The sequence below is a fragment of the Streptomyces sp. NPDC051909 genome (assembly GCF_040681095.1).
Taxonomy (GTDB): Bacteria; Actinomycetota; Actinomycetes; order Streptomycetales; family Streptomycetaceae; genus Streptomyces.
Window position 1 is genome coordinate 1 of record NZ_JBFAYA010000009.1, and the last position, 23,369, is coordinate 23,369.

Annotated in this window: 14 protein-coding genes and 1 pseudogene; 10 read left to right on the top strand and 5 right to left on the bottom strand. The window is 72.3% G+C overall.

Features of this window, described 5'->3' with window-relative positions; genetic code table 11:
• The 3 genes and pseudogenes from AB0M18_RS16295 to AB0M18_RS16305 all read left to right on the top strand — a co-directional run.
• A pseudogene (locus AB0M18_RS16295) lies at window positions 1-198 on the top strand (ABC transporter permease); the annotation flags it as partial.
• Between the two features lie 204 nt (window positions 199-402).
• Complete coding sequence (locus AB0M18_RS16300) at window positions 403-1,263, top strand: DUF1684 domain-containing protein (RefSeq protein WP_365758317.1); 861 nt, start codon at window positions 403-405, stop codon at window positions 1,261-1,263.
• A gap of 177 nt (window positions 1,264-1,440) precedes the next feature.
• The gene (locus AB0M18_RS16305) at window positions 1,441-2,010 is read left to right on the top strand and encodes a rhodanese-like domain-containing protein (RefSeq protein ID WP_365758319.1); all 570 of its coding nucleotides are present in this window, start codon (window positions 1,441-1,443) and stop codon (window positions 2,008-2,010) included.
• On the opposite strand, the gene AB0M18_RS16310 is transcribed toward AB0M18_RS16305, so the two are convergent.
• Together AB0M18_RS16310 and AB0M18_RS16315 are read right to left on the bottom strand one after the other, a co-directional pair.
• Window positions 1,958-3,301 (bottom strand): solute carrier family 23 protein, encoded by a 1,344-nt coding sequence (locus AB0M18_RS16310; RefSeq protein WP_365758321.1) that lies wholly within the window; start codon window positions 3,299-3,301, stop codon window positions 1,958-1,960. The genes AB0M18_RS16305 and AB0M18_RS16310 overlap by 53 nt on opposite strands.
• Window positions 3,298-4,422, bottom strand: a complete 1,125-nt coding sequence (locus AB0M18_RS16315; RefSeq protein WP_365758323.1) for an aryl-sulfate sulfotransferase — start codon at window positions 4,420-4,422, stop codon at window positions 3,298-3,300. The genes AB0M18_RS16310 and AB0M18_RS16315 overlap by 4 nt, the downstream gene beginning before the upstream one ends.
• 192 nt (window positions 4,423-4,614) lie before the next feature.
• Between AB0M18_RS16315 and AB0M18_RS16320 the strand changes: the two genes are divergently transcribed.
• The 4 genes from AB0M18_RS16320 (at window position 4,615) to AB0M18_RS16335 (ending at window position 11,050) form a co-directional block, all read left to right on the top strand.
• Window positions 4,615-5,169: an XRE family transcriptional regulator gene (locus AB0M18_RS16320; RefSeq protein WP_365758325.1), complete on the top strand. Its 555-nt coding sequence runs from the start codon at window positions 4,615-4,617 to the stop codon at window positions 5,167-5,169.
• Window positions 5,170-5,818: 649 nt separating this feature from the next.
• Window positions 5,819-7,165 carry a PHB depolymerase family esterase gene (locus AB0M18_RS16325; RefSeq protein ID WP_365758327.1) on the top strand — a complete coding sequence of 449 codons (1,347 nt, stop codon included), beginning with the start codon at window positions 5,819-5,821 and terminating at the stop codon, window positions 7,163-7,165.
• 366 nt (window positions 7,166-7,531) lie between these two features.
• Window positions 7,532-8,434: an expansin EXLX1 family cellulose-binding protein gene (locus AB0M18_RS16330; protein ID WP_365758329.1), complete on the top strand. Its 903-nt coding sequence runs from the start codon at window positions 7,532-7,534 to the stop codon at window positions 8,432-8,434.
• 204 nt (window positions 8,435-8,638) lie between these two features.
• Complete coding sequence (locus AB0M18_RS16335) at window positions 8,639-11,050, top strand: SpoIIE family protein phosphatase (protein WP_365758331.1); 2,412 nt, start codon at window positions 8,639-8,641, stop codon at window positions 11,048-11,050.
• Window positions 11,051-11,065: 15 nt separating this feature from the next.
• On the opposite strand, the gene AB0M18_RS16340 is transcribed toward AB0M18_RS16335, so the two are convergent.
• Complete coding sequence (locus AB0M18_RS16340; RefSeq protein ID WP_365758740.1) at window positions 11,066-12,064, bottom strand: AraC family transcriptional regulator; 999 nt, start codon at window positions 12,062-12,064, stop codon at window positions 11,066-11,068.
• Between the two features lie 340 nt (window positions 12,065-12,404).
• Between AB0M18_RS16340 and AB0M18_RS16345 the strand changes: the two genes are divergently transcribed.
• The 3 genes from AB0M18_RS16345 (at window position 12,405) to AB0M18_RS16355 (ending at window position 17,722) form a co-directional block, all read left to right on the top strand.
• Window positions 12,405-12,923, top strand: coding sequence for a hypothetical protein (locus AB0M18_RS16345; RefSeq protein WP_365758334.1), 519 nt, complete (start codon window positions 12,405-12,407; stop codon window positions 12,921-12,923).
• 129 nt (window positions 12,924-13,052) lie between these two features.
• The gene (locus AB0M18_RS16350) at window positions 13,053-14,204 is read left to right on the top strand and encodes an RICIN domain-containing protein (RefSeq protein WP_365758336.1); all 1,152 of its coding nucleotides are present in this window, start codon (window positions 13,053-13,055) and stop codon (window positions 14,202-14,204) included.
• 125 nt (window positions 14,205-14,329) lie between these two features.
• Window positions 14,330-17,722 carry an ALF repeat-containing protein gene (locus AB0M18_RS16355; protein ID WP_365758338.1) on the top strand — a complete coding sequence of 1,131 codons (3,393 nt, stop codon included), beginning with the start codon at window positions 14,330-14,332 and terminating at the stop codon, window positions 17,720-17,722.
• A gap of 61 nt (window positions 17,723-17,783) precedes the next feature.
• Here AB0M18_RS16355 and AB0M18_RS16360 read toward each other — a convergent pair whose 3' ends face one another.
• Both AB0M18_RS16360 and AB0M18_RS16365 read right to left on the bottom strand, forming a co-directional pair.
• A complete protein-coding gene (locus AB0M18_RS16360; RefSeq protein ID WP_365758340.1) occupies window positions 17,784-18,557 on the bottom strand; it encodes a hypothetical protein in 774 nt (257 codons plus the stop codon).
• A gap of 11 nt (window positions 18,558-18,568) precedes the next feature.
• Entirely contained in the window at window positions 18,569-23,347 is a 4,779-nt protein-coding gene (locus tag AB0M18_RS16365; protein WP_365758342.1) for a putative T7SS-secreted protein, read from the bottom strand.
• Between the last annotated feature and the right edge of the window lie 22 nt (window positions 23,348-23,369).

The following is a 23,369-nucleotide window of genomic DNA, read 5'->3' on the forward strand; positions in this document are numbered from 1 at the left end:
GAGATCATCGCCTCCTCCCCCGACCTCGGCCTCGGCCTCGGCCAGCTCCTGGAGAACGGCCGCAACAACTTCGACATGCCCGGCATCTTCCTCGCCATCATCCTGATCCTGCTCGTCGGCGTCGCCATCGACCTGCTGATCTTCAGCCCCCTGGAGCGCGCGGTACTGCGCCGCCGCGGACTGCTGGTCAAGGGCTGAACCTTCCATCAGAGGCCTCGTCCCGGCGTCCGGACACCGATGCACCCGCCCCGACGGGCTCCTGCGCGCCCCTCCGAGGGCCTCGTTCCGGCCCATGGTCCGTTCCGCCTGCCCTCCGACACCGCTTGAAGGCTCTTCCGACCTCAGGGCACGGGACAGGGAACCGCGCGCAACCCCACCACCCACTGCACCAGGAGGAGACGCATGAGCGTCCATGACATCCCCGACGCCCACACCAGCACCAGCACCGCGGGCGTGCCCGATCCGAAGGACTTCGCCGAGGAATGGGAGGAATGGCACCGGGCCAAGGACGCCCGGCTCGCCTCGGAGCACGGCTTCCTCGCGGTCACCGGTCTGCACTGGCTCTCCGCCGAGCCCCAGAGCCTCCCCGGCGTACCGGGGACCTGGTCGACCGGACCCGAAGGGGTCACCGTGGAGCTCGACGAGGGGACGGAACTCGTCGTCGACGGCGTGGTGGTACGCGGACGGCACCTCTTCGGCGTCATCCCGGAGCGCGGCGGCATCGATGCCGCCTGGGGCGACACGGTGATCGAGGTCGCCAAGCGCGGCGGCCACGACATCGTCCGGCCGCGGCACCCCGACCACCCGCTGCGGGTCGCGTTCACCGGCACGCCCGCGTACGCGCCCGACCCGCGCTGGGCGGTCACGGGCCGCTACGAAGCCTTCGACGAGCCGCGGCCGACCACGGTCGGCGCCTCCGTCGAAGGGCTTCGACACGTGTACGACGCTCCGGGCCGCGTCGTCTTCCACGTGGACGGGCAGGAGCTGAGCCTCACCGCGTTCAACGGGCAGGCGCCGGGGAGCCTCACGGTGCTGTTCACCGACGGGACCTCGGGCGTCACCACGTACGCGGCCAACCGGCAGCTCGGGGTGGCCGCGCCCGGGCCCGACGGCACGGTGGTGCTCGACTTCAACCGCGCCACCAACCTGCCCTGCGCCTATACCGACTTCGCGACCTGCCCGCTGCCGCCGGCCGAGAACCGGCTGCCCGTCGCGATCGAGGCCGGCGAGAAGATCCCGCACGAGCGCGGCCCGGTCGCCTAGCCGAGCCTGCGGGCGGCGGCAGGTCGGATTGTTGCCGTGGCATGGCGGCCTCATGGCAACCCCGTGACCATACCGTCCGCCTCCCGACGGAACCGCTCGGCGACGCCTAGCATCCGGTGACGGCCCCGTGCTGGTGGTGCGGGGCCGTCACCCATCTCTGCCGAAGGCAGGTCCCACATGAGCATTTCCAGCATCCTCAGTGTCGATGAGGCAGAGCCACGGCTGGCCGCGCTGAACGTGGTCGACGTCCGTACCCCCGGCGAGTTCGCCTCCGGTCACGTGCCGGGCGCCGTCAACGTTCCCCTGGAGCGCGTCGAGGGCAGCCTGGCGGAGCTGCGGAGCGCCGCCGAGAGCGGACCGCTGCTCCTGGTGTGCGCCTCCGGCGCCCGCTCCGAGAAGGGCGTCGCGGTCCTCGCCTCCCACGGGATCGCGGCGGCCGGCCTCACCGGCGGCACCCGCGCCTGGGTCGCCGCGGGCCACCGGCTCGAACACCCGCCCGGTCCCGTACGCGCCGTCTGGGGGATGGAGCGACAGGTGCGCTTCACCGCCGGTGTCCTGGTGCTGCTCGGCCTGGCTCTCGGGCTGCTCCTGCATCCGGCGTTCCAGCTGCTGTCGGCGGGTATCGCCGGGGGCCTGGTGTTCTCGGCGCTCACCGACACCTGCGGCATGGCAGTGGTCCTCGGCCGGCTTCCCTTCAACCGCCGTCCCGCGAGCCCAGGGGCACGGCCGGGGAACGGAACCGGCTGAGCAGAGCCGTGAGGAGGACGGCCGTCAGGGTGCCCGCGACGACGCCGCTGCCCAGGATCGTACGGGCCCAGCCGGGGAACCCCGCGTACAGGTCCGGGCTGAGGAGCGGCAGCAGTCCCACGGTGAGCGCGAGCGCGGCAGTCAGCGAGCCCGTGCCCGTACCGGACAGGTCGGCCCGACGGAGCATCTCGACGCCCATCACCGCGATCACGGCATAGACGACGAGGGCGGAGCCGCCCACGACGGCCTCGGGGATGCCTGCCAGCGCCCGGGACACGGGCGTGGCCAGGCCGAGGGCGATCAGGAGCGCTCCGGCCCCGGCGGTCACGAAGCGGCTGCGGACTCCGGTGAGCCGGCCGATGCCGATGTTCTCGGCGCTGGTCACCATCAGGGACGTACCGAAGAGCCCGCCGGCCAGGGAGACCAGGGCGTCGGCGCGGGCGACGCGCGGAACGTCCCGTTGGGGAGCGGGAGATCGGCCGACGGTCTCGCTGTTGAGGACGGTCTGTCCGGTGATCTCGGCCAGCGTGGCGAGGCTGAACACAAGCAGCGGAAGGGCGGCCACCAGGTCGAACCGTGGCGTCCCGAAGGGCAGGAACGCGGGCAGTGCGAAACCGCTCCCGGCCGCGGGGGCGAAGGACCCGAGCCCGGTGGTCACCGCCACGACGGTGCCCACCGCCATCCCGATGAGGACGGCCGTCTGACGCCAGACGCCGCGCAGGAGCACGTACGCGGCCACGGTGGTGGCGACCGTGAGCGCGGCCAGGAGCACGGCGCGCGGCGCGCCCGTGCCGTCCGGGCCGGTGACGAGCCGGGCGGCGACCCGGATCATCGCGATCCCGATGAGAAGCACGGTCACGCCCATGACAAGGGGCGGGAAGAGCCGTACGACACGGGCGTACAGCGGCAGTACGGCCAGGAGCAGCGCCGCCGCCAGGAGGACGGAGCCGGCGGCGGTCGGCGCCCCGTGTTCCTGGGCGATCTGGAGGAAGAGCGCGGTCGCGGCGCCGCCGGGCAGCATGACGAAAGGGAGGCGGCCGCCGATCCGCCAGACTCCGAGGGACTGGAGCAGGGCGCCCGCTCCGCACAGCAGGAGGACGGCGCTGAGCAGCGAGGCCGTCGCGCCGGGCGGCAGCTTCAGGGTGCCGGCGACCAGGAAGACGGTGGAGACCGGGGCGGCGATCATCGCCAGGACGTGCTGGGCCGACAGCGGCACGAGTCGCCGCAACGGCACCCTGGCGTCGACGGCTTCGGGGGCCTGGCCGACCGTAGCGGTGTGGGTGGTCGTCATGCCGTCGCCTCCAGCCACGGGATGTCGGCGGCGGCGTAACGGTAGGCGCGGAAGACGGCGTTGGGCTGGGACGGGAACAGGCCCCGGACCTCGCTCTCGGCGTAGCCGGCGAAGTACGGGACGACGTACTCCCAGCACAGATAGCCGTCCTTCGTCACCTCGAACAGCCGCCCGGACGGGGAGTCGGTGACAAGGGTGTTTCCGTTCGGCAGGCGCTGCGCGGAGCCCATGAAGGGCGCGAAGAAGAACTCGCGGGCCGGGTCGTGGTACTCCCACATGATGTCCCCGCCGGCCCGGTCGATCTCGACGACGCGGGAGTACGGCACGTCGTGGCCGGGCCGGAAGACGCCGTTGTCGAAGACCAGCAGCCGGCCGTCGTCCAGTTCGGTGGGCGCGTGCTGCTGGCTGACCGTGCCGGGGCGGCTGCGCCAGAGGATCTCGCCCGTGTCGCGGCTGATGACGACGACGGCCGAGACGCTGCGCAGGCTGGCGAGGACGTTGCCGTCCCGCAGAGGCGCGACGCTGTTGATCAGGGGCCAGTGCTCGCGGGCGTACGCCTCGTGCAGCGGGAACTCCTCGCGGTCGAGGTGGTCTGCGGCGCGCCAGGTCCACAGGAGTTCGCCGTCCGGGCCGGCCTCCTTGATGGTGTCGGCCCAGACGACGCCGCCTGCGGCCTCGGAACCGGGCACTCCGCCCCGTACCGCCGCCGCGTCCGCGCCCGTGAGCGGTTCGAGGGCGGTGTAGAGGATGCGGCCGTCGTCCAGGTGATGGGCGTCGTGGTGCTGGAGGGCGTCCCGGTGCTCGCGCAGCACGGTTCCGTCGGGTGCCGCGTGAAGCATGACGCCGCCCCGGTACTTGTGCCACATCGGGAAGAGGGCCTTCTCTCCTGGAAGTACGCCGTTGTAGGCGAGGGTTCCGTCGGCGAGCAGCCGGGCGTGCCTGCCGGGGCGGTAGGGCAGGTCCCAGCGGTGGACGGTTCGGCCGTGGAGGTCGACGAGGTAGACCTCTCCGCTGCCGGTGAGCGGCGTATAGAGGGTGTAGCCGTCGAACACGGCCGTCTCGTCGAGGGCGATGAGGCCGGTGGGGCGTCGGCGGCGTGAGTTCTGGTCGATCGGGGGCATGTCGGAAGCTCCTCGCTTCAAACTTTCTTTGATGAGAACAACCGACTTTGACGGTAGGGGTGTTGTGTGACGGACGTATGTCAGGAGTACGAAACCGTCTCCGTGTTCGCGCCGCGGGCCACGTAAGGTGCCGTCAGGCACCGTCGACCAGGGACAACGGCGCCGCGGGGCGGGGAAGGACGGGACGGATCCGTGGAAGCCGCGAACACACCGCGGGTGGGCGCCGCCGTACGTCGCCGGCGCCGGGCACTCGACCTGACGCTCGCCGAGGTGGCCGGGCGCAGCGGGCTCTCCTCCCCGTTCCTCAGCCAGATCGAGAACGACCGGGCGCGCCCCAGCATGCGGTCGCTCCAGCGGATCGCGGACGCCCTCGGGACCACGGCGGTACAGCTGCTCGCGGCCTCCGACGAGACCCGCACGGTCGACGTGGTCCGCGCAGGCGACGACACCGGCCTCGACCGGGAGGCACGCGTCCGACCCGTGGTGCGCGGCCGCCATCAGCTGCACGGGCTGGAGTTCACCGGCGAGCACGAGGCGGACCGCGAGTTCCGGCACCGCAACGACGAGTTGATGTACGTGGCGGACGGCGCGGTGGAGGTGGAGGCCGACGGGCGGATCCACCGACTGGGCCGCGGAGACACTCTCCTGCTGTCCGGCGGCATCCTCCACCGCTGGCGCACCGCCGAACCGGGCTCGCGGGTCCTGGTGGTCGCGATCGGCGACCATGTGGAGGTTCTGGAGCCCTGACGAGGCGGTGCCACTGCCGGACCGGCGGGCCAGACGCCGCCGCACTGACCGACTGGATCGAGACCATCCGGCGGCCGCCGTCAGGACCTTGCAGAGGCGGGTTTCCGTCGAGTCATGGCATGACGGATCGCTTACCTTGGATCGGGAATGCCCGCAGGCCGGTCGCAGGGCAGAGCCTCGTCCTGGCGGTCGCGCGAGCGTCGCATTGCTCCACCGGGCCTTTCCTGCCGGGCGGAGCACGCGGGGCGGGAGACAACCGAGGGGAATGGGTGGGCGCCGGGCCCCTCACTAAAAAATGTTAGCGCTAACATTCTCCGTGGAGCAAGCCTCTCCAAGGCTGCGTCGGTGAAATCCCCATCAGGCGAAGCGTGTTGTCAGCACTCCGCGCACGGGCCGCTCCGAGGCGGTGGCCGGGGCGCGCACTCCCCTCCCGGCGGCCGGCCCACCTGCGGCGTTCACCGCGTATCGCGGGCTCCTGGTCCGGTCGTCGGCGCATCCGCAGGCGGGCGGAGCGGGCCCGACCGGCCAATGTGAGGTCGTGGCACGGCTGTTGACGGAAGTGGTGGATCGGCACGAGCATCGGTGGTGTTGTCTCCGTGGTGGCGCCGGAACCTGCTCACGCTCTTGGCAATCCCGACGGAGAGGTCCCATGTCCCGATCCCGCTCGTTAGCGTCCCGGCTGCTCGGCATCATCACCGTGCTCGGCCTCGCGCTCGGCCTGAACCTGCAGGCGGCCCCACGGGCCGCTGCCGCGTCGCTGGTCCAGATCACGAACTTCGGCACCAACCCGACCGGTCTGCTGATGCACCTGTACGTACCGGACAACGTCAGGTCCAACCCGCCGATCCTGCTCGCCCTGCACGGCTGCCAGGGGACGGGCCCCTACATGTACTCGAGCACCGACTTCGCCTCCCAGGCCGACAAGTACGGGTTCCTCGTCATCTACCCCTCGACCAGCCCGAGCGGAAGCTGCTGGGACGTCTCCTCGGACCAGGCGCTGACCCGCAACGGCGGCAGCGACCCGGTCGGTCTCATGTCGATGATCGCCTACGCGCAGCAGCGCTACGGCGGCAATCCCAACGCCGTGTACGTGACCGGGCAGTCCTCGGGCGCCATGATGACGAACGTGATGCTCGCCCTGTACCCCGACGTCTTCAAGGCGGGCGCGGCGTTCATGGGGGTGCCGTACCACTGCTTCCGCACCGGCACGGTGCGCGGCTGGAACTCGGCCTGCGCCCAGGGCCAGGTGTCCATGACGCCGCAGCAGTGGGGCGGCCTGGTGCGGAACACCGGATACCCCGGCTACACAGGCCCGCGGCCGCGTGTGCAGCTGTGGCACGGGACCGCCGACACCATCCTGAGCCACAACAACCTCGGCGAAGAGATCAAGCAGTGGACCGACGTCCTCGGCGTGAGTCAGACGCCGTCGGCCACCGACACCCCCGCGGCCAACTGGACCCGGACCCGGTACAACAACAGTGGCGGCGCCACGCAGGTCGAGGCGTACAGCCTCGCTGGGACGGGACACCAACTGCCGGTCCAGGGCACGCGGATGGCCGCCGACGCGATCCACTTCATGGGACTGGACGCGGGCTCCTCCGGTGGCACGACGGGCGCGCTGCGTGCGGTGGCCGCGGGTAGGTGCCTGACCTCCGCGAACACGACGCCGGGCACCCAGCAGCAGATCTACGCCTGCGGCGGCGCCGCGAACCAGACCTGGACGCGTACGGCGTCGAACCAGCTGACCGTGAACGTCGGTGGCGGCACGCTCTGCCTGGACGCCAGCGCCAAGGGGACCACCAATGGCACCAAGGTGATCGTCTGGTCCTGCAACGGCCAGTCCAACCAGCAGTGGAGGTTCAACCCGAACGGTACCGTCACCGGGGTGCAGTCGGGGCTCTGCCTGGACGTGGCCGGCCTGGGAACCACCGACGGCACGCCCGTCCAGCTGTGGTCCTGCAGCGGCGGTACGAACCAGCAGTGGACGATGGGGTGACACGGCGCGGCGGAAGCGGCACAGGAACGCGGTGATCAGGCGCCCGTAGTGGTACCCGAGGTGTGGGCCGCCCTGTGACGGATCGCTCTGCTCCCCCCTGCGGGAGCAGAGCGTTCGGGCCGTTCATCCGGCGGTGGTAGCCGCGACGGCCCGGACAGAACCGTCGGCAGCCCGCCCCCCGCCTCCCGCCTCCGCCTCCCGCAGGACTCGATCTGCTCCCGCTCCGAAGATCTCCGGCAACCCTTTCGTCTCCGGTGGCGACCAGGCAGTGCACCATCGACTCGATCTTCCGGACGGACGGACATGCGGACAGCACGACAGACAACGCGGCAGCGCAGGCACAGGCGCAAGCACAGACACGGGCTGATGTGGAGCACGATGGCGATGCTGACCGCCGCGTGCGCCCTCACCTGCCTGGCGGTGGCGCTGCGCCCCGGCCCCACGGCGGATGCGGGGGCGGCCACGACCGTAGCCCCCGCAGCCGGCACCGAGGCGGTGCCCACGATCACTCCGACGACCGGTTCCGAGACCCCGACCAGCGTCTCTCACACACCGACGCCCCCGGCGTCCGTCTCGGCCCCGACCCCGACCACCGCGGCGGCGAAGCCCTCTCCGACGGTCGGCTCGCGGACGCCCGGCCGCGCGGCACCGCGGACCGGACGCATCCAGCCCCACCACACGTACCAGGGGGTCGCGACCGCCTACAAAGCCGCGGACGGCAACGGCGCCTGTCTGTTCGGTCCGAGCGACGACCTCATGGTCGCGGCGATGAACACCACCGACTACGAGTCGTCCAGGGCGTGCGGCGCGTACGTGCTCGTCCGCGCCTCCAACGGCGCCTCGATCACGGTCCGGATCACCAACGAATGCCCGCTCCCCTGCGCGCCCGGACAACTCGACCTCAGTGAGCAGGCATTCGCCAGACTGGCGGACCTCAAGGTCGGTCGGCTCCGTATCACCTGGAGCCTGCTGAGCCCCGGCACCCTCGGCCCGCTCTCCATCCGGTACAAGACCGGGTCCACCCCCTACTGGTGCGGGATCCAAGTGATCGACCATCGCAATCCGGTCGAGCGGCTGGAGGTCCGCACCGCCCAGGGCTGGCGACAGTTGCCCCGTACCGAATACAACTACTTCCTCTCCGCTGACGGCAGCGGATGCGGCAGCTCGATCAGGGTCACCGACATCTACGGGGAACGGCTGACGGTCGACGGGATCGCGCTGAAGCCGGATGTCGCCCAGCCGACCCGCGTCCAGTTCGCCCCGCGCTGATCCCACCGGCGTCCCCGGCCGTCCGGGCATTCGACGGGCGCCCCCTCGGAGGCCGGGCAGAACGGGGGTCACACCATGTGCCCGGCCGCGATACGCACCGCGACCGGGGCGGCGCACCGGACGGAGCGGACCTAGGCTGGAAGCAGCCCCAGGACACCGGTCCTGGCGGGCAACGCTGTCCGGACGGAAGCGGGGCGCGTGGACATGGCTGCCGAGCAGGATGCCCCGACTGCCGCTGTCGTGGTCGACCCGGACGGCACAGTGAGCGGCTGGAGCGAGGGCGGGCGGCGGCTCCTGGGCTGGACGGCGGAGGAGACCGTGGGGCGGCCCGTGACCGACCTGTTGGTCGATCGCCCACCCGACTCCCCCGAGAACCACGGCACCGGCTCAGGCCTCACAGGGCTCGTCCCGCTGCGCCACCGGGACGGCTCCACGGTGGACACCGTGCTGACGGCTCATCCGCTGCGCGGCGCGGACGGCCGGACACTGGGCCACGTGGTGACCGCCCAGCCGTGGGGACGCCGCCCGGTGATCGCCGATCGGGCCTTCGAGCAGTGCCCCTTCGCCCTCGGCGTCTACGACCCTGAGCTGCGGTTCCTGTGGGTGAACGCCTCCGCGTGCCGGGTGATGGCGCACTCCGAGGAGCAGGTGCTCGGTGAGAGGTACCGCGAACTGTTCCCCGAACTGGACGACATGGCCTACACCAACCGGCTCTCCGAGGTGGCGAGGACGGGCGAGCCCGCACGTCTCATCACCGTCTTCCGCCCGCTCGGCAGCAACTACGCCAACGCCTGGGCCACCAGCATGTGGCCCGTCCGAGATGCCGAGGGCAGGATCCGCGCGGTCGCCAACTGGGGGTTCGACATGAGCGCCGAGTACTGGGCTCGGCAACGCCTGCTCATCCTCAACGAGGCCAGCGGCGGCATCGGCCGGACACTCGACGTGATCGGCACGGCCCAGGAACTGGCCAGAACCCCGGTGCCGGGATTCGCCGACCTCGTCAGCGTGGATCTCTTCGACGAGGTGCTGCGGGGAGAGGAACCGCCCTCCGCGTCCGCGTTCACTCCCGGCGGGACCATCGCGCTCAGCCGTGCCGCCCAGCACAGCGCGAAGGAGGACAACGACCGGGCGCCCGGGCCCACGACACCCGTCAGTCACGCTCCCGGTTCCGTCGCCGCCCGCTGCATGGCCACAGGCAGGTCCACGGTCGAGCTCGCCGCCGATCCCGGCCAGGGCGGCGAATGGGCCTTCGGGCCCGGACTCGCCGCCGACCCGGCCCACTGGCCACCGGGCGCCCCGTTGATCAACGCGACCATCGCCGCGGCCGGGCTCACCGGCCGGATCACCGTGCCCCTCCGGGCGCGCGGCGCGCTGCTCGGCGTCGTCGCCTTCTCCCGTCGCGACCGGCCCGAGGCCTTCACCGCCGACGACCTGATCCTCGCCGAAGAGCTGGCCGCCAAGGCAGCCGTCGCCATCGACAACGCCCGCAGGTACTCGCGTGAGCGCACGACCGCGCTGACCCTGCAACGCAGCCTGCTGCCGCAGGGGCTGCCTAACCAGGATGCGGTCGAGGTGGCGTCCCGCTACCTGCCCGGCGGCGCCGGCGCGGAAGTGGGCGGTGACTGGTTCGACGTCGTTCCGCTGTCGGGCGCCCGGGTCGCCCTGGTCGTCGGCGATGTCGTCGGCCACGGCCTGCACGCCTCGGCCGGCATGGGCCGGCTGCGCACGGCGGTCCGCACCCTCGCCGACGTCGACCTGCCGCCGGACGAGCTGCTGACCCACCTGGACGACCTGGTCCTCCACCTCGCCGGCGAACTCCGGCCGGCCGGCCACCTCCAGCCGACCGGCGAGTCCGGGGCCACCTGCCTGTACACCGTCTACGACCCGGTCTCCCGGCGCTTCGCGCTGGCGAGCGCCGGCCATCCGCTGCCGCTGATCATCTCTCCGGACGGCACCAGGACGCCGCTGGAGGCACAGCCGGGACCGCCGCTCGGCATCGGTGGGCTGCCTTTCGAGGTCACCGAGCTCGAGCTTCCCGAGGGCAGTCTGCTCGCTCTCTACACCGACGGACTGGTGGAGAGCCGCGAGCGCGACGTCGACCAGGGGGTCGCCGAACTGCTGCGGGTCCTGACCCACTCGGCCCCCTCACTGGAGGCCCTGTGCGACACGGTGCTGGACGTCATGCTCCCCGAACGCCGCACCGACGACGCCGCCCTGCTGCTCGCTCGCACCCACGCGCTGGATCCCCACCACGTCGCCGACTGGGACGTCGAGCCCGACCCGGCGCAGGTGCCGCGCGCCAGGAAGTTCGCCGTCGGCCAGGTGGACGCCTGGGGCCTGGAGGAGGCGTCGTTCGTCACCGAACTGGTCGTCAGCGAGCTGGTCACCAACGCCATCAGATACGGCGAGCCGCCGATCAGACTACGGCTGATTCGCGATGCCTCCCTGATCTGCGAGGTCTCCGACGCCAGCAACACCGCTCCGCACCTGCGCCGGTCCCGCTTCTTCGACGAGGGCGGCCGGGGCCTGTTGCTCGTCGCCCAGCTCACCCAGGGGTGGGGAACCCGGCACACCGGCAACGGCAAGACGATCTGGTGCGCGCAGACCCTCCCCTAGGGAGTGGCTCGCCGATCATGCCGGGCTCGCGTAGGCACCGCGGCGGCCGAGAGACTGTCTGCGGAACGCCGCGGGAGGCATGCCGTAAGCGTCACGGAACGCCCTGCTGAACGCGGACGCGTGGCTGAAGCCGCGCTGGGCGGCGATGCAGTGCACGGGCAGCCCCTCGTACTGCGGGTCGGCCAGGTCCCGGCGAGCTCGCGAGAGTCGTTGCCGCTGCAGGTAGCCCGCGGCCGTCTCTCCGCCGCCTTCCCGTTGGAACAGGCGGTGGAGGTAGCTGGTGGAGATGTGGTGCGCGGCGGCGATCGCGGGGATGTCCAGCCGCGGGTCGTCCGCGTTGCTCCGTATGAAGGCCATGATGCGGAGCGTCAAGGCGCGTCGATGCGTCTCCGGGGGCAAGGACCGGTCGGCGTCGAGGACGCCCGCGAAGAGCGAGGCGACGAGGTCGGCGAGCACACCGCTCAGACGCGGGCCGTCGGCCGGCTGGTAGGTGTGGCTGTCTCTCGTCACCTGGTCGAGGAACGTGGCCAGCAGGGCCCCCATGCCGTCCCGGGACGAGATCCGCTGGTGGATGACCTGACCGGCGATGCGCGGGGGCAGCGGGAGGAGAGCCTTGGGTATCTCGACTCCGATGAGCTCGATCGGCTCTCGTGCGGAACTGACTTCGAACGGGCGCGAGGTATCACTGGTGTGGTACTCGAACGCGCTGTGCACCCGCACTTCCCTTCCCATGGTGACCACTCCCGCCCCTCGTTTGACAAGCGACAGGTGATAGGCCTCGGGGTCCGAATTCCTTATCAGCTTCGGCGTGCGGCTGAAGGTGACGGGATTGCATTCCAGCGGGTAGACGGTCACCTCGCCCAGTGAGATATTCCGTTGCCTGGCCCAGAACATGTCTACGTGATCGCTCCGCAGTTCCATGGGGGCGTGCGTCTCCGCCATGAGGGTCCGCCAGCATTCGAACCGGTCGGCGGGCGGTAATTCGGAACTGTGGAACGTCCTCTCAGGCAGCATGCTCACGGGTCTACACGGGCCGATGCGGCCGCCGCAAGGATTTCCGTGCGCGTTGGCCGCCGGCCGGCCGGCGAGGAAGAGCAATCCGGACACTTTTCTCCCCGAGCGGCCTCCACCCGGCCACTAATCCGGAATTCAACCTTCCCGTATGGTCCGCGGACGACATCAGACCGACCGCGGGCGCAGCCCGGCGTCGACTGTCCGTCAAGAAACTGTGCACCGCAGGCCAATGCCCTGCCCGCCGGGAATTGGAAGAGTGAGCGGCGGATCAAGCGGCAGCTTGGCATCCATATTGACGCCCGTTTCGGCGCATCGGTCCGAACCGACATCGAGGACAGCCTTGAAGACGCACAAGAACATACTCCGCAGTGCCGGCGCGACCCTGGGCGCGGGCGCCCTGGCATGGCTCGCGATCGGCGGCGGCAGCTCCCCCGCCCCCGGCGAGGTGTCCCCGTCCGCGATGGTGGCGGTCGCCGACGAGGGACCCGGCTACGCGATCGAGGACTTCGGTTACCCGAACGCCGACAGGATCCTCGCGGAGCGGGGCATCACGCTGAAGCGCGGAGACGGGCACATCACGCTCGCCGACTGTGCGAGCGCGACCGATCTGCTGGAGGTCTGGTCCCGCGCGAACGACAAGATCTGCTTCCGCGTCACCGGCACCACCGGCTACCTGACCCTGGAGATCCCCTCGGTCTTCGTGATCAAGGGCAACAGCTACACGACGCAGGTGGACATGACCACGGGCACCGAGGAGAAGACCTTCGAGGTGACGAAGAACACCTGGACGCCGGTCGGCGAGAGCGCGGACGAACAGGGCCGCGACTTCATGCTCATGGAGATCCGCACGTCCCGATGACGCCGTCGGGCGCCCGTACGACGCTCTCCCGCACCACTCCTTGAACCCGTCGGCCGACGAGCCGACCCGCGCGACGGCGCCCGCCAGGCCATGCCCCCGCGCCCGCGCCCTGCCATCGAAGGAACCCACGTGTCTGCACTCCGCCCGCGTACCGCGCGGATCTCCGGCCTGCTGGCCACCTCCGCCCTGCTGTCGACGGCTCTGATCTCCGCCACCCCCGCCGCCGCGGTCTCCGGACCCGAGGCCGCCGCCGGCACGCACCCGTACGCCGTCCGGCTCGCCCTCGGCGACGAGGCGAACTCCCGTGCCTGCACGGGCACCCTCGTCGACCCCTACTGGGTCCTGACCGCCGCGAGCTGCTTCGCCGCCACCCCGGGCACCACGGTCGCGGCCGGCAAGCCGGCCCTCGCGACCACCGCGACGCTCAGCGACGGCAGGGCGATCGAGGTCACCGAGGTCGCACCGCGCGCGGACCGGGACGCGGCGCTCGTACGACTCGCCACCCCGGCCGCCGGGATCACTCCCGCCGCTCTCGCCACCGCGGCCCCGGCGACCGGTGCCGAGCTGACCGCCGCCGGGTTCGGCCGTACGAAGACCGAGTGGGTGCCGGACAAGCTCCACACCGGCACCTTCACCCTCGACTCCGCCACGACCACCACCCTCGCCGTCACCGGCCAGAGCGGCGCCGCGATCTGCAAGGGCGACACCGGATCCCCGCTCCTGAACGCCTCCGGCCAGATCGTCGCGGTCAACTCCCGCTCCTGGCAGGGTGGTTGCCTCGGCGCCCCCGCGACCGAGACCCGTACGGGCGCCCTCTCCGCCCGCACCGACGACCTCGCCGACTGGCTGCGCGGAGTCCGCTTCACGACCGCCTCGATCCGCAACGCGCTGAGCAACCGCTGCGCGTACGTCGACTGGCGCACCCCCGAGAACGGGGCGCCGGCGCAGCAGGTGGACTGCGACCCGCAGTACGTCGACCAGTTGTGGAAGCTGGAGCCGGTCCAGGGCGGGTACCAGATCCGCAACCACCTCTCCGGCCGTTGTCTCGTGGTCTCGTGGGCCACTCCGGAGGACGGTGCCCCGGTCACCCAGTACGACTGCCACCCGGAGTACGCCGACCAGGTCTGGAAGCTGGAGCCGGTCCCCGGCGGCGGCTACTCCATCCGCAACTCCGTGACCGACAAGTGCATGTACGTCCCGTGGTCCACACCGGAATGGGGCGCGCCGCTCCGCCAGGTCGGCTGCGACTCCCAGTACGTCGACCAGGTCTGGAAGATCTGAACGTCCTGACCTGCCGCAAGACGTCCTGACCTACCGGAAGACGTCCCGAGACACCGGAACGACGGAGGCCGCACTCGGCGGGTGCCGGGCGCGGCCTCCGTTCCCCCTGAACCCGAAGGACCGTTATGGACACCACCTATTGGAGTCGGCGTCGTGTGCTGGGGGCCATCGCGGCCACCACGGTCGTCGCCGCCACCGCCTCCAGCCTCGTCCTCAACCCGCTGACCGCCCTGGCCGACGACACCCCGCCGTCCGACGGCGACCCGTTCCTGCTCCCGGACACCGAGCGGGCGCAGGTCGTCAAGGCCTGGCTGCTGGGCGGCAGGGCCGTCCGCGCCGCCGCGGCGGTCGCGCTCACCGGATCCGATGCCGCCGTCCAGTACTTCCTCGGCACACAGCTGGCGCCCGCGACGGCGCAGGACAACCGCTTCGCGGTCGCGCGCGGTCTGGTGTCGGCCGGCCGGGGCGTCCGCCGTGACGCCACCGCCGCACTCGGCGACGGGGACTCGGCCATCGCCACGTTCCTCGGCGGCGGCTTCCAGGCCGCCGTCCTGGAGGACCTGCGGGTGGCCACGGCCACCGTGATGAGCGTGGGCGGCAAGGCCGTGAAGCGGGACGGCAACGCCGCACTGACCGACGGCACCCAGCCGGTGCTCGAGGCCTTCCTGGTGGACGGCCAGTACACGGCGCGGCTTGAGGACCTGCGCGTCGAGACCTCCAAGATGCTGCTCCAGGCGGGCCCGGAGGTGCAGAAGTACGCCGACCGGGCCCTGTCAGGCACCGGCGAGGACATCGTGTGGTTCCTGGAGACCGGGCAGCACATCGCCCGCGCGCGTGACCAGGAGCGCGTGAAGATCGAGGAACTCGTCGCCGTCGTCCAGCGCGAGGGCAGGAACGCCGAGGCGAAGACGCAGCAGGCGGAGGAGTCGGCCGCCCGCGCCGTGGCGGCGGCGGCCAACGCCAAGGAGGCGGCGGAGAAGGCCGCGGCCGAGGCGCAGGCGGCCCAGGACGACGTGGCCGCCGCAGGCAGCGCGGCCCGCAAGGCCGGCGATGCCGCGAAGGGCGCGGCGGACGCGTCGCGCGTCGCGATGAACGCCTCCAACGCGGCCGTCGAGGCCTCCCGCCGCGCCTCCTACGCCGCCGCGGCCGCGAGCCAGGCGGCGGCCGGCGCGGGCTCGGCCGCGGCGGCGGCGTACCGGGCCGCGATCGCCGCGTCCAAGGACGCCGCCCAGGCGTCCGCCGCCAAGAACGCCGCCGTCGCCGCCCGCAACGCCGCGGCGAACGCCCGGAGCGCGGCCCAGGCCGCGGACTACGCCGCCAACGCCTCCGCCCAGGCCGCCAGCGCCGGTGCCGCCGCCGCGTCCGCGGCGCGCAACGCCTCCGCCGCCGCGAGCGCCTCCGCCAAGGCCGCGACCTCGGCCGCCGTGGCGAAGGCCGACGCCGCCGAGGCCACCCGCCAGGCCCAGATCGCCGGCACCAACGCCACGCTGGCCACCAACGCCGCCGGGACCGCACAGGCGCTGGCGGACGCCTCCACCGCGGCCGCGCGCACCGCCCGGGACGCCGCCGACAGCGCCGCCGGGCACGCGGACAAGGCCGCCGAGGCCGCGGAATGGGCCGCACAGTACGCCGGCCAGGCGGTGGACCACGCGAACAAGTCCACCGAGTTCGCCAACGAGGCCACCAACGCCGCGAACAACGCCACCGACGCGGTCGCCCGGGCCGTCGAGGTGGAGAGGGCGGCCCGCGAGGCGGAGTGGCAGCGCCTGGACGAGGACACGCAGCGGGCGGTCGCGGAGATGCGCCTGCTCGCGCAGGTCGAAGCGGAGGAACGGGCCGAGTACGACCGTAAGCGGACCCAGGCCGAGCAGACCGCCGAGGCCACGAAGCAGCTCGTCGCCCAGGCCGAATCGGCCCTCAGGGCCGGGGACACGGCGAGCGCCACCGACCTCGGCCGCAAGGCGGCCCTCGCCCTCATGGAGTCCAAGGGCGGCTGGTCCCACCAGGCCGCCCGGTACGCACTGGCCGGAACCGAGTCCGAGATCCACACCTGGATCGACGTCGACCGGCAGATCGCCCAGCGACAGGACGACCGGGAGTCCGCCCTCTACCTCGCCCGGATCACCACCCCCGCCGTCGCCCGCGCCGCGGCCGCGGCCCTCGACAGCGCCGACCCGGACGCGGCCGGCACGTTCCTGGGCACGGGTGCCGTCCAGGCCGCCGCCGCGGACAACCGCGTCGCGGTCGCCCGCGTACTCGACGAGAACCCCGGCCCCGCGGTGCGGCAGGCCGCGAACGCGGCCCTGGACGCCGGGACCGCGGAGGCGGTGTACGAGTTCCTCACCGCCGGCTTCCAGAAGGCGGTGGAGGAGGACGACGCGGTGGCCACCGCGACCCTCCTCAGGACCGGGGGCCGCTACGCCAGGGCGCACGCGCAGGTCGCGATGGAGGCCCCCACGTGGATCCGCCGCAACTTCATCGCCGCGGTGCAGTACAAGAGCGCGCAGCTCGACTTCGACTCGGCCACCCACATCGCCGCCATGCAGGGCGCGATCGCCGCGGCCGCGAAGATCGCCCACAAGGCGCAGGAAGACGCCGCCCGCGCCCAGGAAGCCGCGGCCCACGCACGCGGCGCGGCCGCCGAGGCACTCCAGTGGGCGGACCGGGCGACGGCGTCGGCCGAGCAGGCCGCCGGCTACGCCCAGCAGGCGAACACCCTGGCGGCCGGCGCCGAGCAGTCGGCCAAGGACGCGCAGGCCTCCGCCGACCAGGCCGCCGCGGCGGCCGCCAACGCCCGCCTCGCCGAGCGGTCGGCGAACTACTCGGCCAACCGCGCCGTCCAGTCGGCGCAGCGCGCCGTCGCCTCGGCCAACGCCGCGCAGAACTCCGCCACTTCGGCCCGGGCCTCGGCGCTGCAGGCCAACCAGAGCAAGAACGCCGCCGCGGCCGCCGCCAGCCAGGCGTGGCAGATCGAGGGCGAGAAGCGGCGGGCCGAGGTCGCGGAAGCGGCCAGGCAGGCGGCCGCGGAGGCCGAGGCGGCCAAGGCGGCCGGTACCAACCAGTGCGACACGACGGCCTCCGACACCGTCCCGAGCGACGAGCCCGCGATCGGCTCCGTGAAGTGGTGGGCCGAGTACCTGCACAAGGCCGCCACGCTTACCAGGTATGTGGGGCTCGGCTTCGGACTCGTCGGATTCGGTGTCGGTATCTTCTTCCCGCCCATCGGTGGACTCCTCTTGGCCGTGGGTGCCGGGTTCGGCATCGGCAGCGCCGTGCTCGACTCGGCCAGTGCGGTCCTCTACGGGATCGGTTACGGCTGGACGAGCCGCCCGTTCGTCAAGCAGTTGGGAAACGCGGCGCTGAGCGTCGCCTCGGTCAGTGGGCCCTCGGTGGTCCGCTACGCGGCGAAGGGGATCAAGGCGGGCTCCCATCTCGTCGACAAGGCCTCGGACGTGGCTCACGACACCTTCTCGCCGCTGGTCGACTTCATCACCAACCCGATGAGCCTCTTTCGCTGAGGGACGGACCTGCCTGGGGCCGGCGGCACACCCCCCGCCGGCCCGCCGTCACCGCGCCGGGTCAGTGGTCCTCGTGCCAGTCGCCGTAGAGGTCCACCGTGTTCGAGATCAGCTCAAGCAGGGCGTCGGCCCGGGCCCGGTCCTCGGTCTGGGCGCGCAGGGCCTCGTCGGCGGCCCGGAGGCGGGACAGGGCCGCCGGTTCGCCGTCGGTGATGTCGTCGAAGAGGGGCTGGGTGACCAGGTCGATGCAGTCGCGGAGGAGGCGGCGGGTGGATTCGGCCGGCGCGGCCGGGTCGGGGGCGGCGTAGCCGGTGGTCAGGTGGCGGGCCGGGTCGGCCAGGGTCCAGCCGACGACGGTGCCCTGCTGGAGGAGGAGCGTGAGGTCGGGGGCGATGCCGATCCGGGCGTCCAGCGGTGCGTCGATGACGTCGAGGTCCCGCAGGCAGATCAGCTCGGCGTCTCCGGGGGTGCGGCAGAGGGCCATGCACATCTCCAGGTGGCAGTCCTTCACCTCGTCCGCGCGCAGTCCACCGGGGCGGACCTCGGGCAGGACGGGGAGACGCGTCGTGACGTCCGCGTTCGCCGAGGTGTACGGGAGTCGGAGCTCCACCGCGACCAGGTCCCGGCTCTCCTTGTCGAAGCGGAGGATGTCGGGGGTGTCCCAGAGGAAGTGCATGCTGCCGAAGGTGGCCGAGAAGAACCGCTCGCGTTCCTCCCGCTCTGTGTACGGGGCGACGACCAAGGAGTCGACCGACAGGCGGGGGGTCGGAGACAGCGGGGTGTCCGTCACCGTCGCGGTCCAGCCGTCGTTCAGGGTCACGTGGGTCACGTGCATGGGGTGCCTCGTCATTTGATCTGTACCGCCGGGGGCATGTTGCCGTTCTTGCCGGGAATCCTGCCCTCCACGATGTCCTCGTGGGTGATGGGCCGGCCGGCGTCGGTGGCCTTGGCGCCGTTGCCGACGGCCGTCGCACCGGACTCGCCGAGGACGCCGGAGGGTCCGTAGGCCGTGATGGCCTGGCCGGCCTCGGAGCCGACGCCCTTGGTGACGACGACGTCGTCGCCCTGCCGGAAGATCAGGTTTCCGGAGCCGCCCGTCGACTGGTACACGGCGTCCGGCTTCTTGAGGATCTCCAGGACCCGTTCGTCGGTGAAGCCGTGCATGGTGTCGCCGTGGTAGTCGGGGTGCTTGCGGAACTTGCCCCCGTCGGCCCGGTCGATGACGCCGTCGGCTGCCTTGATCGCCCGCTTCTTGGCCTTCTCCTCCTTGCAGTCGGGTGCCAGGCCCAGCGGGTCGCAGCCGGCGTACGGGTTGTCCACGTAGCCGACGGGATTGGGGGCCGGGGCGAGGCCGAGGGGGTCCGGGGAGGTGTAGCGGCCGGTCTCGGGGTCGTAGTGGCGGAAGAGGTTGTAGTGGAGGCCGGTCTCGGGGTCGTAGTACTGGCCGGGGAAGCGCAGCGGGGTGTAGGCGCTGCTGTCGCGGGACCAGGCGGTGGTGCCCCACAGGGTGCTGCGGGTGTGCCAGGCGACGGCGCCGGTCTCGTCGACGAGTTCGGTGGGGGTGCCCACCAGGTCGGTGGCGATGGCGAAGAAGCGGCGGTCGATCTCGTCCTGCCGCTCGTCGGCGGTGAGGATGCGTTCGGTCTGGGCGAGCGGGACGACGTCGCGGTGGTCCCAGGTCAGCGCGACGGTGTGGGGGGCGTCGGGGTGGTGGGTGGTCTGCTCGCAGAGGGTGAGGCCGTCCCAGGTGAAGCGGACCTCCTCGACGACCGTGTCTGTGTCGCCGTCGGCGGCGAGGCGCTGCTTGGCCGTGCGGCGGCCCAGCGGGTCGTAGCGGTAGCGCCAGCGGGTGCCGTCGGGTGTGGTGACGGCGGTGAGGCGGTTCTCGGTGTCCCAGGTGTAGCGCCAGGTGTCGGGTTTCCGGGAGAGGCGGGTCTTCTGGCGCAGGGTGATGCGGCCGAGGGCGTCGTGCTCGAAGCGGACGCCGCCGGCCCGGGTGACGGTGGTGCCGGAGTAGGCGCGCGGGCCGGTGGCCTCGTGGCCGGGGTGGGATTCCGGCCAGTGGGCGGTCGTCTGGTTGCCGGCCTCGTCGTACGCGTACCGCTCGGTCCACCCGGCGGCGTGCACGGCGGTGATCCGGCCGAGCGGGTCGAGGTCGAAGCGGCGGGAGCCCGACAGGCCGTCGGTGATGCCCACCAGGCGCCCGTCGGCCCGGTAGGCGTAGGCGCGGCTGTTGACGGCGCGGGTGCCGGCGGTGACGTGCTGGGCGGCGAGGCGGCCGTGCTCGTCCCAGGCGGAGGCCAGGGTGAGGCCGCCGCCGAAGGCGCGGGACAGTTCCCGTCCGTCGGCGTCGTGGGTGAAGTCGACCGTCCGGCCGCCGGTGGTGAGCCGCAGCGGAAGTCCGTCCTCGTCGAAGGAGTACGAGGTGACGTGGCCGGTCGGGGTGGTGCGGCGGATGCGGCGGCCCAGGTCGTCGTAGGCGTAGACGACGGGACGGCCGTCGACCAGTTCCGTCTTGACCCGTCCGGCGCGGTCGTACTGGTAGCGCAGCTCGGTGTCGGGTCCGGTCGCTTCGAGGAGGCGTCCGGCCCGGTCGTACGTGTACGTGGTCGTCCGGCCGTCGACGTTCTTGCGCAGCACCTGGCCGAGCGGGTCGCGGGTGAAGGCGATGGTGCCGCCGAGCGCGTCGACGCGCTCGGCGAGGCGGCCGGCGGCGTCGGTGCGGTAGGTGAGGGTGCGGCCGTCGAAGTCGGTCTCGGAGAGGATGTTGCCGACCGCGTCGTAGGCGTAACTCCAGGTCAGCCCCTGGGGGTTGGTGACCTGGGTGAGTCGCATGTCGCGGTCGTGCCCGAAGGTGTGGCGGGTGCCGTCCGAGCGGGTGGTGGCCACCGGGAGGTCCATGGGGCCGTACTCGTGGCGGGTGACGGCGCCCGACGGGTCTGTCTCGGTGAGGCGGTTTCCCTCGCCGTCGTAGGTCCAGGTCCAGGTGGCGCCGCCGGGGTCGGTGCGCCGGGCGAGCTGTCCGTCGGCCGTCCATTCGAGCTCGGTGACGCCGCCGGCGGGATCGGTGACACGCAACTGCCGTCCCAGGCCGTCCCGTTCGGTGCGGGTGGCCGCCCCGGTCGGTTCGGTCACGGCCACGACCCGGCCGGCCGCGTCGCAGACCACGCGGGTCGTGCGGCCGAGGGCGTCGGTGACGGCAGTGAGCCGGCCGGCGGCGTCGTAGGCGGAGTGGGTGGTGTTCTCGGTGGGGTCGGTGACGGACGTACGGTTGCCGCGCTCGTCGTACGCGTACCTCGTCCTGGCCCCGTCGGCGGCGACGACCTCGACGGGAAGGCCGAACGGTCCCCGCATGAAGCGCAGTTCGGCCCCGTCGGCGCGCACCGCGGAGACCAGCCGGCCCTCGTCGTCGTAGCCGAAGGTGGTGGTGGCACCGAGCGGGTCGGTGCGGGAGAGGACGTTGCCGTCGGGGTCGTGGCGGTAGCGGGTGGTGTGGCCGAGGGCGTCGACGGTGGCGAGGATCTGGCAGCCGGGGCCGACGAGGTGCCGGGTGACGGCGCCGCCCGCGGTGGTCAGGGTCGTGGTGCGGTGGCCGGTGGCGGCGTCGGGCTCGGTGTAGGCGAGGGTGAGCTGGGCGTGTCCGGCGGCGCCGCCCTCGGCGACGACGCGGTCCCGGTCGTCGTAGACGTAGTCGTAGCGGTGCCCGTTGGAGTCGGTCCAGGCGATGACGCGGCGGCGTTCGTCGTACCGGAAGGTGGTGGCGGCGCCGGACGGGCGGGTGACGGTGGTCAGTTCGCCGTCCTCGTAGCCGTACGCCATGAGGGGCAGGTCCGTGCCGCCCGCGCCCGCGCCGGCGAGGGCGAGCGCGGTGATCCGGCCGTCGGCGGTGGTCAGCGTCACGCGGTGGCCCGCGGAGTGGGCGAGGGACAGCGGCAGGCCGTCGTCGGCGCGGTCGACGGTGACGGTGTGGCCGTTGCGCTCGCCGAGGCCGACCAGCCAGGCGGTGCCGTCGCCGCCGGGTGCGGCGCCCGCCGGGGCGGCGAAGCGGCGCACGAGGCCGGTGTCGGGGTCGGCGAGCGTGTAGTCGCCGTCGGTCTCGCGGGCGAGGGCGCGGCGGACCCGGCCCCGGCCCGGGTGGGTCGGGACACCGCCCGGGACGGGGTGCGGATACGGCACGAGCAGACCGTCGGCGGTGACGTGGAGGACGCCGACCGCGTCGATCTCCAGGCGTTCGTCGACCGTGGACGACCAGGCGGGGCCCAGGAACCGGCCGGTCGCGGTGCCGGACTCGGTGTGCCGGGAGAACACCAGCGGCAGGATGCCGGGGATCTCGACATCGGTCTGCGGCAGGAACATCCGGCCGGTGGCGAGGTCGACCGGGTCGGTGCCGTCGGTGCAGCGCTCGCCGTCGGGGCGCTTGTGGGTGCCGTCGGGGGCGTCGTCGACGAGCTTGCGCAGCCGGGCGGCGTCGGCCGCGTCCTCCGCGAGCCGGATGCCCTTCACGGCCGCACCGCCGCCTCCGGTGGCGGCGGTCAGCGCCAGGTCGGGGATCAGCCGGCCGAAGCCCTCGGCCGGGTCCTTCATGAAGTCCTTGACCATCTGCGTGCCGGTGCCGACCGGGTCGTTCGCGGCGACGACCAGTCCGGCGGCGAGGCTGTTCAGGGACGTCGCGTACTCGGCGGGATGGGTGAGGTTGTACGGGTCCATCGGGTTGACCGAGCGGACGAAGTTCACGATGCCCGCGGTGCCCTTGACGATGCCGCCGCCGACATGGTCGCCCATGATCTGCAGCTCCTCGGCCCCGTCGCGCACCTGCTCCGCGTACGAGGGCTTCTCCGGCGCCATGTCGCGTGCCGCCCGGACCGCCGAACGCGCGGTCTCGGCGCCCGAGTTCCGCTGTTTGCGGGCCTCGGCGAGGATGTCCTGGGCGTCCTTCATCAGTTTCTTGCCCGGATCGTCGAAGATCTCGCCGGGCCGGGGCGGAAGGGTCGACCGGTCCTGCTTGTCGGCGGGTTGGCTGTTGAACCGCTCGACGGCCTTGTTGTAGTCGTCGACCTTCTTCCTGTGCGCGTCGGCGGCGTCCTCCGACGCCTTGGTGCCCTGCTTCCACTTGTCGATCGCGGTCTGTGCCTGGCCCTGGGCCCAGGTCACGGTGTCCGCGAAGGACTCGACCGCGCCTGCGGCCTTCTCGCACGCGTCGGAGGCGGTGAACCACTTCGGCGGCTGGGTGCCGACGGCGGTGCGCAGCGCGTCGGCCGTCGCGCCCTTCATCTCCCCCGCGTCCAGGCCCTTGAGGCCGCCGCCGGCGTCGTCGAAGGCCTTCTGGAAGGCGCGGAGCCTGGTCGCCGTCGCGTTGATCTTCTCAGCACTGCCGTAGATCAGCTTGGTCTTGTCCTCGGTCTGCCCGAGGTCCATCTCGTCGACCTCTGCGCCAAGCCGGTTGGCGACCGAACGGGACTGTTCGCGCACCCAGTCGGCGCCGGACTCCCAGCCGACGTCCTCAAGGCGGTCGGCGGTCCAGTCGCCCGCGTCCTCGACCCGGTTGCCGACCCACTCGACGCCGTCCTCGACCGCGTCCTCCACCACGTCCGGCGTGATGTCACTGATGAAGTCCCCGATGCCCATCGTCGATCACCCCCGGAAGACG